The sequence below is a fragment of the Legionella gresilensis genome, from assembly GCF_900639865.1.
Taxonomy (GTDB): Bacteria; Pseudomonadota; Gammaproteobacteria; order Legionellales; family Legionellaceae; genus Legionella_C; species Legionella_C gresilensis.
Genome location: NZ_CAAAHX010000014.1, coordinates 78,331 through 89,197, shown reverse-complemented (window position 1 = coordinate 89,197; position 10,867 = coordinate 78,331). Strand labels below are relative to the sequence as shown.

The window sequence follows — 10,867 nt, the reverse complement described above, 5'->3', positions numbered from 1 at the left end:
AATTGACCTTCCTACTAAGTTCAGCTTCAGTTAAATTATATGCTTTGAGCAGCTGAGTAAGGACATCACTAAGTTCAAAAAAAACAGTGCTCATATTTCAACCATATAATTTTTCTTTATTTCAATTTATGATAATTGCTATAAATTTAATTTTAATTTTAACAAAAAAATTTACTCGCAGTTTCGCTACAATAATACACGGATTTTATAAATAGAGCTAAATTTCTCTATAGATATATATATGAAATTGTAGGCTGCAATTAATAAATATATTATATAACCAAAGTTGTAAACCATATAAAGATATTTTGCATGCTGACCTGCCAAATCTGTGACCATTTAAGATACATTCATCTGCTGAGGAAAATAATCTAATGATTGAAAAAATTGTTTCTGGAGGACAAACTGGTGTTGATAGTGCTGCGCTTGATGCAGCTATTTGTATGTCTATACCTTATGGCGGGTGGTGTCCAAAAGGCCGTATAGATGAACTTGGAATAATTCCTAGCAAATATAGTAGCTTAATAGAGATCACGGGAAATTTTAATACTGAAAAAGAAAACTATGCTGCAAGAACAAAAGCCAATATAAAAGATTCTGATGGAACTTTAGTTATTGTACCTACATTACCTTTTCTTAAAGACAGTGGCACTGCATTTACAATCTGTGAAGCTTCAGTACAGGAAAAACCATATCTTATCATCGATATTTCACTATCTCAGGAAGAAAACTTTTCTAATATACAGGATTTTATTAGGCAGAATGATATAAAGGTTTTAAATATCGCAGGACCTAGAGAGTCAAATAATAATGGTATCTATCAAAAAACTTTTGATTTTCTTAAATATACTTTTCAACAACTGGAGCAAAGCTGCTCATATTCAATTTAAACATAAATTACAAAATTCTAGTTTTATATGTTATTACTTGCATATTATCCTTTTATTAAAGAACTTGCTGTTTTGAACGCTCTTTTTTTAAAGTTAGAAACTATAGCATAATTAAAAACACCCTGATCATATTATTTACATTACTCTGTAAAATGAATTTTCATTCCTTAAATCTAATTTAAATTTATTAATGTATAATGCACACCTATTTTTCTAGTATATAAGCTAGCATTATGCTATTAAAGTGCTATCAAATTGATTGCTCTATGAAATCATTTTGATAGCACATGATAGTAATTTTTACATTACCAATAAATTTATAATTTAATAACGTTGACTTTCTAAGTGCTTTCAAAATACATGCATTATGCTAGCATTTAGCTAGTATCCTAAAAATTTGTTTTATACGTACATGCTTTAGTAAGCTGATATCATTTTGCCTTTAAAGTGAGCGCATTATGCTCGCACTTCAATAGCATATTCAAACTTCATTCTAATATTAAAATATATAACCAGATATCAATTGGCTATCAAAATGCTTTCGAATTGCTATCAAAAAGCTTGCATTTTGATAGCAATTTATTAAATTGCGTTGGATAAGTAAAATTTTATAAAAAATTATTATCAAGCAATCAAAATGCTTTCAAAACAATTGCAAAATGCTATCAATATGATAGCATTTTTGTGTGTATAATTTAGGAAGAAAAATAAAATGATTATCTTAATTGGTGGTGAAAAAGGTGGGACAGGAAAAACAACCTTAGCTACGAATTTAGCTGCAACAAGAGCTATAGATGGATTTGATCCACTTCTAGTCGATACAGATCCTCAGAAAACTGCTAGCTTTTGGTCTTTAACTCGCGATGAGAATAGTTATAGCCCACGTGTAACAACCATACAGAAATTCGATAATGTTAAGCAAGAAATATTAAAATAATTAGCGATNGGTAAATTGACCTTCCTACTAAGTTCAAAAAAACAGTGCTCATATTTCAACCATATAATTTTTCTTTATTTCAATTTATGATAATTGCTATAAATTTAATCTTAACAAAAAGAAAATTTACTCGCAATTTCGCTACAATAATACATGGATTTTATAAATAGAGCTAAATTTCTCTATAGATATATATATGAAATTGTAGGCTGCAATTAATAAATATATTATATAACCAAAGTTGTAAACCATATAAAGATATTTTGCATGCTGACCTGCTAAAATCTATACCCATTTAAGATATATTGATGTGTTGAGGAAAATAATTTAATGATTGAAAAAATTGTTTCTGGAGGACAAACTGGTGTTGATCGTGCGGCTCTTGATGCGGCTATTTATATGTCTATACCTTATGGTGGATGTTGTCCAAAAGGACGTATTGATGAACTTGGTATAATTCCTAGCAAATATAGTAACTTGATAGCGATTACAGGAAATTTTAATACTGAAAAGGAAAATTATGTTGCAAGTACAAAAGCCAATATAAAGGATTCTGATGGAACTTTAATTGTTGTACCTAAACTACCTTTTCTTAAAGATAGCGGCACTGCATTTACAATCACTGAAGCTTCAGTACAGAAAAAACCATAGCTTACCATCGTTATTTCACAATCTGAGGAAGAAAACTTTTCTAAAATACACGAGTTTATTAGGCAAAATGATATAAAGGTTTTAAATGTCGCTGGACCTAGAGAATCAAACAATAATGGTATTTATCAAAAAACTTTTGATTTTCTTAAATATACTTTTCAACAACTGGAGCTAAGCTGCTCGTATTCAATTTAAACTTAGAGTGAAATTGTTTCTGGTTAATAAATTTAGTTTATATAGGAAAACATAACGTTAATTATGTTTTCCAAAAATTTTAAAAATTTACTTTAATTTCAATAACTTAAATAAAAGTTTCATAAATGAAACTACCGTCTTTACCTATATAAATTCATCTAACGCTTCTAAAACCAATGCTTTAAGTCTTTCAGGTTCTATATTAGAAAAATTAGATCTATTAAACTCAAATACAAATTTCTTATAAGTAGGCTGAATAGATTTAAAAAGAATTTTGTCATCAACTTTATAACTTCTCGCTACATTAAATTTCTTTTCATCTTTATTAATTGCCTTAATAAGTTCATTAATAATAACATTTGGCTTTATGTGAGTTTTCCTTTGTTGAATTTTATCTTTCAACTCTTTTGCAGCATTAATAATAACTTCCCTGTAATTAGCATTTTTTTCTAATAAAACCACTAATGAATATATTGGGTTAATTTTCAAAAGGGTAATATCTTCAAAGAGAGCCATGATTTCTTTGTAATTAATAATTTTTGCTGCAGATAACATTTTAGATAACTTACTCTTCTTTAAATCTAAAGCGGAAGCCATTTCATCTTGACTATCAAATAAACTTGCATCAAGTTGTTGCTTATAGCTAATTGCATCTTCAAATTCGCTAATATCATTACGATCTTTATTTTCCAAATTCATTAATATAGCGCATTCTCTATCACTAGCTTCAACAGCTTTGACTCGTACTTTTTGTTTGAGGTAGTTACAGGCAAACCATCTCCTTCTACCTGCAATTATCTCCCAATTCTTACCTTCAAGGTCATTTTCCAATTTCCGCGCAAATATAGGCACCTTCTGGCCATTTTTTCGGATAGAAGATATTAGATCTTGGCATTTTTCTACATTCATCCATACTGTATCACGATTATGGAATCTCCAAGGTCGACAGTCTAAAGGATCTACTAAGAACTCTGTGCCTCGTACTATTTCAGTTTGACTTTTAGTAGTAATTGTTCGCGATGCAGCAGGTAAGACAACTTTTGCATTCTCTTTATTTTGATTTTCATCAACAATTACACCTGCCAAAGATCTTTTTTTACGCATAAGTAGCCTCTCCATTTACTACAAACTTCCCAGCTTTCTCAAGCTTTTTAACTTTGCTTGGCCATGTTTTCCATACTTCAAATTCGAGCTCCTTGCAAAATGAATTAATTATATTCAATGCTCTTTTTTGAGGCCTTCTAACCTCTAATGCCGTTTGAAAATCAATAGCAGCATTTCCAATTTCAGTTGTATGTAAAAAATAGTTGCTCATCATATGAAAACCAAAAACATCCTGCATTATTGGTAAAAACTCTCGGTGGTTAGTTTGATTTAAGAAAACATCTGTTGCTAATATTTTAATAAAATGGAATTCTTTTTCTGGTGCAATCATCTCAATAACATTTTCAATCATACGAAGATATTGTACTGTTGAACTAAATTCATATAAAGCTGGAGGAGTAGGAATAACTAAGGCTTCTGCTGCACAGAGGATATTCATGGAAGTAAATCCTAGAGCCGGCGGGCTATCAATTATTACCAAATCATAGGCATCTTTTACTGAATTAATTCCCTGTTTCAATTCTGAAAATAAATAATTTTTTTCGACTGTAGGAATATCTTTTATCTGTTCTGCAATTCCTAATTCAAGGTTATAGAGTTGTAAATTAGAAGGAATTATATCTAAGCCATCCCAATACGTTTTACGTATGCAATAATCTAAATTATCTTTTTCACCTCTGAAAAAAGGTAACAGGGTACACTTATCTTCAATATCTCTATCAGGAATATAACCAAAGCTACTAGTCGAAGAAGCTTGTGAATCCATATCAATAAATAAAACCCGATAACCTTGAGTTGCAAAATACTGTGCTACTGCAACACTCGTAACTGATTTTCCAACTCCACCTTTAAAGGTTTGAATAGCTAAAACAAGACATTCATCTTGTGACGCATCTCGTCTTGGGTATGTCTTAAAATGTTGTCTAAATTGGTTAATTTGTTTAATTGTATATCCTGCAATTCTGTTAGTCGTCTGGTTTTTCTCAATATCATCCAATAAGCCATCACTTATCAATTGATTCTGAATTTTCAAGATGGAGCTACTGGAACGTCCAACCAATTCTGCCGTTTCTTTTAATGACCACCTTCTTTCTAGAATCTTATTATTATTAGGAGCTCTACCACTTTCTTCAATTTGTCTAAGCACACTTTCACCACGACCTATTAAAGCTCGTATGTACTCAATCCCTGCTTGATTTTTCATTTTTATTCCTAATTTTAAAAATAATGAAATTTTAATTTAGAGGTAAATTATTTATTTATCAACAACAAAATTACAATTCCGCATTATTTATTTTTATTTGACAAATATTGCGGATTTTAAAGAGATGATATAGATTCTTATGAAGATAGTAATAACTTATTAATAATTAATAAAGATAGGAAAAACATATGCTTAATTAGGAAAAGAGGAATATTAAAAAGTTTAGTCCTGATAAGTCGGCAAACTTATCAGGACTTATAAAACTTAGCTTGGAACGAAGCTAATTTTTTACCAAAAATTAGATAGGAATCTGTTTATCTAAATTTTTTGTAATCATCCAATTATTATTTTAGCTACGTTCCCTTAAAAAAACAACAAAGATAAGGAAATTATCTATGGGGAACATTTGTTCAATTTTTCATGAGCGATTTAATGTCCTAAAGACATTAACAAGATGCCCTAAAAAAGCTTACTTGCTCGATCAGTTTATATTCTGGTGGCAAAACTCTAAATATAAATTAAAAAACTCTGACTCTATTTGGTTTATGCGACCTTACGAAGACATCGCACAACACGTTGGGGTAGGGCTAAGTACTTTAAAAAAATACATTAAAGAGTTTGCTGATTTAGAACTCATAGAAAGACGCAATACCTTTTGTGCTAAAAATAAAAATAACAATCCTAATGAGTTTGAAGTAAAGAAACGAACCTATATTAGGATCACAGACAAGCTTCTTAAACTAATTAATCAATCTTCCGATCTACCTCAAAATAATAAACCATGCGAAGATGAGAGCGTAGTTCAATCAACGAGTTCACAATTAGAGCAAATTGAGACGATCGAAAAGTCAAAATTGATACCTTCTATATATAAAGATAAAAAATATAATTGTTTTACTAATACTATTAGTGAAGCAGATACTGTTAATTTTGTTGAAAAGGACGCCTATTGTAAACCTAATAAAACTTTCACGAAAAATTTTAAATACGAAAAAGAACTAGAGGGTTTAATTACGGACGAGGCTAAGAGCCAAATTAAAGGCATGCTTTATAATATTCAACATCAACACCATGTTCTCATATCAGATCCTGAACAACTTTTTGCAGAGATTGTTTTTGCAGCAACTGATCCAAATCAATTTAAGCATTGTGAAAGTTTCAAACATAAACTGAATGCCATTTCATTGATACTTCGAAGCAAACGGTGGTCCACACCAAAAGGGTTCTATAATCATTCTTATATAGGCTCTCTTTTTAAAGAGCGTAAAGACGTAAGAACTCGTAAGATGAAAGAAGAAAAGTTAGAACGCGAGCTTTTAGGTATTAATAATCCTAAAACAATCGCTGAGATTAAAACTCGGTTTGAGCTTAGTGATAAAGTGGAAGCTCGATTTAATGGGTGTGAAACAATTTCAAAAGAGTCCACAGGTCTTATCAATGAGCTTGCCGATAAGTTGAAACAAATAAGTCATGAAATTTATTCAGAAGGCTGTTATCTCCAGATGATGGAGAAAGATTATAGCGCGGGGCTTTCTCATGCTAGTAGGGCGCTTATAGACAATAGCGCGCTTAAACTTGCTCGTCTTTATGAGGAACAAACAGAACTTGAAAATAAATTAGCGAACTATGAGCATGATCGATCTTTATGTGCTTAAGGTAAATAACGTTATTCACAAATTCTGTGGATAACGCTGTGTAGTTTTTTTAAGAGAGTAGATAGTTACTTAGCTAATAAGTGATTAAGGCTATTAGCTAGATAATAATAAATTGAGTTATAAAATAAACATAAATTTTAGCACATTAACAATTTTGATAATCCTTATGGTTATAATTTATGTACTATACATAACAACTCAAATAAGTTAGAGATGTCAAAGCAATATTATGCAATAAACGCAATAGACGGTTTATTAGCTCTAAAATGACTGCAGAGTGCACTAACAGGCTAGGTTGTTCTGATATAGTTTATTCGACTTCGTTTGCAGGATGTATTGAATTAAGAAGGCTTAGATTTAGTAGGAACTATACTTTAAATGAATTAGTTCATTTTAGTTAGGATATATGATGCCGATTACGCCTTTTGAATCAATAATTTATTTTGACCAACCAGCTAAAGGGGAAATTTCTTTATCAGAAAAGGGTATTGAGTTAATAGCTACTTATTATAATGAAAAATATTTTTGTAATATCGAAATTCCTAGAAATTCCTTCGGCAATGCTATTGCAATATCAACTTTAAATGAATTCTTACCCACTTTAATTCAGGACTGTCGTAAAGAAAAAAGTCCTAATTATCGAAAAGCTTATATTATAGGCGCTACAAGCGGCCATGCTATTCCGTTAATCTATCTACGAGAAAATGGCGAAGAGTTATTTTTATTAGCTGATTCTCAAGGTGAGTCAGCAAGAATTAAATATTATTTACCAGATATTGAGAATAATTCTGATATACCGATTATGACTGTGGCGGAAGTTAGACAAAGAGATTTTATTTCATGTTATACCGATGCTCTAATTTTTGCTCGTGATACCACAAGAATGAATAATAATTCTTATTTTATTCCTAATCTATTTCAAGATATTAAAAACAGAAAAAATTATACGCACGTAGGACCTTATCATTATATCTTATTACCCGATGAGTTATTAAAAACCACACAACGCTCTGCTTTTCGACGCCGACATACCCAACATAGTAATAAAGAAGTTAATGGAAAACTTACGCTTAATCAGTTCGTGGAGAAGCATACTGATAAATCAGATGGGAAATATAAATATTTAGAGAATAAAAATATAGAGCTAGCTAAGCTTATTGAAATTTTATTTTATTTTGAACAAATTAATTCAACATCTACTAAATTTGATTCAGTAGATAGAGAAAATTTTATTCATGTTGCCAAACAAATTATAAGTAATGGTCAGCCTTTATTTCCATATCTTGAGGCACTCATCAATTATGTTACTTATTTAAAGAAGATAAAAATCGAAGCTACGGATACGGATACCTTATCTTTTAGTGACTATACTAGATTTCGTTCAGCATATAATGATTTTTATCAAAACTTAAAGCAGCTTCTATCTAACTTGAACTTAAAAGCAGATTCATTAAAAAATATTAAGCCTAGTAAAGTAACTATCATGGGTAATTTGATTCAGTCATTCAAAGAAATAGAGCAGAATTTAGAAGCTGCATTAAGTCAAGAAAATTACAGTCTTGAGTCTTTCAAAACGCTTTATGAATCTCAATGCCAATTTCTTTCTGATGGAATTGATGAATTAAGTTTAGATGTCTCTGAGAAGGGTAGGGCACTTGAGTTAAGACGTGAATTTAGTGACCGTATTAAGTTGTTTGCTAACAAAATGCTGAGTATAGATTATAAGCTAAGTACAATACAGACTTTGCTGATCTATAAAAATAAATGTGAGGAAATGGCTAGCCAACTATTGCAACTATCATTAACAATGAACTTTAAGTAGAAAACTATATTTATCTTAAATAGAAACTTTTTTATAAATAAAAATTTATAAAAAGTTAATTCAATTTATAATCCTATTAAGTTTTCTAAAAACCCTATGAAACTTACTCTCATTGTTTCAGGACATGATTCGTAATTTTAGGAACTCTATTCTAAAAATAGAGTTGACAGTAAAATGGCTGCTTTTGTTCAATAAGCAGCTAATATAATTTAGCTTAATACCTTAACAAACATAATAAAAAATTTAATTGATTTAAAAAAAAACATTATGTTTACTTAATATTCTTATAATTTTGCTTTCCTACAATAGGCTGATAATTATTAAGTTGTAGAGATATTTATTATGCCAGAGCAGAAAAAAAGGGTAACTTCTTCCGAAATTGAGGGGTGGGAGAAGAAGCTTGATTATATCATAGCTGAATGCGACTTGATGGTTAAGAAGCATGATAAAACTTCACCATGGAATGAATCCACAAAAAAAGTACAAGCTATGCTTGATAGCGGCCAGAACTTTATTAGTGAACAGGTTGGCAAGTTAAAAAAGGAGTTAAAAAAAGAAGAGGAAGATATAAAAGAACAAATCGAAGGATTCATTGTAGAAAAGGCAAACGGGGTAGTTGCTACAAAAATAACCGAAGCAGTAATTATTAATCCGGTTAAGGGAGAGATTCATACATTAGATAAAGAAATTAATAGGTTTCAAAATAAACTACAAACGCTAACACAAACTCTGGATACCCAAGATAAGAGTTTTTTCGCAAGAACTATAGAAAATACTAGTAGCTTTATTAAAAAACAAAAAGATAATGTAATACAAATGCATGAGCAGTTTAAAGCGACAGGCTCTATTAAGACTAATTTGCAACAATTGACAGATAGTATTCCTGAAACTCACTCAAGTACTCAAGAGTTACTCACAAATCCAAGTAAAAAAACATTGTACTCAGCACTTACCGCTGTAGGTAATACAGCAAGTTTTTTTATGCGTTATTTGAACGAAAAGTGTGATAAAACTATAGATATTGCAGAAGAAGGGAGCGAAAAAATTGAGAAAAGTATAGAAAAACATAAAGGCATTTATCCGTATGCCAAAAGTCTTGTAAGGAAAGCTGATTCATTGGTAGAGCAGAATATCCAGAGAATAAATCAATTAGATAAATTAAATACTTTTTATCAAAACACAGTTGAATTTAAACAGAAAATAGAAAGCTCATTACGTGATTCATCTAATTCTCTAGAAGAAACAACAGAAAGTAAATCATCAAATAACACAATTATCTGTAAATGAAAATAGGAGTTGATGGTATTGTTTCAAGCATACATATGGAGTTTGTTTCATAGACTTTATAGCTTTGCAATACCGTCCACTCAATTCAGCCTTCTAGATCTTCATAGATTTAGGACCTATATTCTAAAAATATAGTTTTCAGTAAAATTTCCTGCTTCACATAAATTATGAATTATTCTGCAAACTGAATAGCAGCAACTTTTAAATGTAAGTCTATATCCGAATTAGGTCTTAAACTTAGATTGTCTTAAGTCACATAAATAAAATAAGTATTTACGTAATGTTAATTAAATGACCAATTTACAGTTTTTTGGGAGTAGGTTAGGAATGGTTCCATAACCGGTCGTTTAAATTATGCTGGTACTTCAAACCAATGCCAAATTTGCCACGATCCGTTTAAGTCTATCTGGATTATCATCAACATAAATAGACGTTGTCACAATCGAAGCATGACCTGCTAATCTTGAAACGGCTTTAATATCGACGCCTTGCTCAATCAGTTTGGTAATGAAAGTTCGCCGTCCTGAATGTGAACTTGCTCCTAGAATACCTGCTTTGTCGTATAATTTGCGAAACCATTTTTGTAAGGTATTAGGCGTAAAACGGCTTCGGCGTTGCGTTTGAAAGAAAGGTTTGTGACGAGCTACGCCATTATCTTTTAAATGATTAAGATAAGTTTGGAGCGTTTCTCGCAATTTTTTATTACTTAAATAAGCATACCGTTGCTTTTCACCTTTGGTCATAGACCGTTTAAGACAAATTTCATCAAGAAGCCGGTAATGGCTATCGGCAACATCAGCAATCGTTAAAGAAGCAATTTCTTTTGCACGTAATCCCAAACCAAACGAACAATAAATTATCGCTACATTGCGAATAGAAAATGTACTATCTTTAGCCACTGCTAAGAGTCGTCTGAACTCAGCATCTGTTAAAACCTTTGCTTTACCTTCTCTAGCCACGATTTTTAATCTAAATTCCTGAAAAAATAATATTTTAACTAAAAAAGGTCCTCTTAGCAAAAATAAAAAGGGGCAATTGTTAAAATTCCTTACCGTAATTAATGAGGTCCTCAAATTGTCATTTCAGGAACTCTTTTTAACGAAAAAAGATTAAGTAGACGAA

8 protein-coding genes and 1 pseudogene are annotated in these 10,867 nt (G+C 30.7%); 6 read left to right on the top strand and 3 right to left on the bottom strand.

The features are described 5' to 3' along the window. The first annotated feature begins 374 nt into the window (after window positions 1-374). The 3 genes and pseudogenes from E1P04_RS14970 (at window position 375) to E1P04_RS18130 (ending at window position 2,673) form a co-directional block, all read left to right on the top strand. Complete coding sequence (locus E1P04_RS14970) at window positions 375-890, top strand: putative molybdenum carrier protein (protein WP_131783697.1); 516 nt, start codon at window positions 375-377, stop codon at window positions 888-890. Window positions 891-1,602: 712 nt separating this feature from the next. Further along, complete coding sequence (locus E1P04_RS14965; protein WP_242604485.1) at window positions 1,603-1,827, top strand: nucleotide-binding protein; 225 nt, start codon at window positions 1,603-1,605, stop codon at window positions 1,825-1,827. 330 nt (window positions 1,828-2,157) lie between these two features. Next, window positions 2,158-2,673 (top strand): annotated as a pseudogene (locus E1P04_RS18130) (putative molybdenum carrier protein). Between the two features lie 144 nt (window positions 2,674-2,817). Here E1P04_RS18130 and E1P04_RS14950 read toward each other — a convergent pair. Beyond that, entirely contained in the window at window positions 2,818-3,777 is a 960-nt protein-coding gene (locus E1P04_RS14950; RefSeq protein ID WP_165482808.1) for a ParB/RepB/Spo0J family partition protein, read from the bottom strand. Continuing rightward, complete coding sequence (locus tag E1P04_RS14945) at window positions 3,770-4,981, bottom strand: AAA family ATPase (RefSeq protein ID WP_131783694.1); 1,212 nt, start codon at window positions 4,979-4,981, stop codon at window positions 3,770-3,772. The genes E1P04_RS14950 and E1P04_RS14945 overlap by 8 nt, the downstream gene beginning before the upstream one ends. A gap of 395 nt (window positions 4,982-5,376) precedes the next feature. Between E1P04_RS14945 and E1P04_RS14940 the strand changes: the two genes are divergently transcribed. The 3 genes from E1P04_RS14940 (at window position 5,377) to E1P04_RS14930 (ending at window position 9,745) form a co-directional block, all read left to right on the top strand. Continuing rightward, window positions 5,377-6,636, top strand: coding sequence for a hypothetical protein (locus E1P04_RS14940; RefSeq protein WP_131783693.1), 1,260 nt, complete (start codon window positions 5,377-5,379; stop codon window positions 6,634-6,636). Between the two features lie 406 nt (window positions 6,637-7,042). Continuing rightward, on the top strand, window positions 7,043-8,458 hold the full coding sequence (locus E1P04_RS14935) for a hypothetical protein (protein ID WP_131783692.1): 1,416 nt from the start codon (window positions 7,043-7,045) through the stop codon (window positions 8,456-8,458). Window positions 8,459-8,800: 342 nt separating this feature from the next. After that, window positions 8,801-9,745, top strand: a complete 945-nt coding sequence (locus E1P04_RS14930) for a hypothetical protein (RefSeq protein ID WP_131783691.1) — start codon at window positions 8,801-8,803, stop codon at window positions 9,743-9,745. Between the two features lie 365 nt (window positions 9,746-10,110). Here E1P04_RS14930 and E1P04_RS14925 read toward each other — a convergent pair whose 3' ends face one another. Beyond that, a complete protein-coding gene (locus E1P04_RS14925) occupies window positions 10,111-10,704 on the bottom strand; it encodes a tyrosine-type recombinase/integrase (protein ID WP_131783690.1) in 594 nt (197 codons plus the stop codon). Window positions 10,705-10,867: the final 163 nt, after the last annotated feature.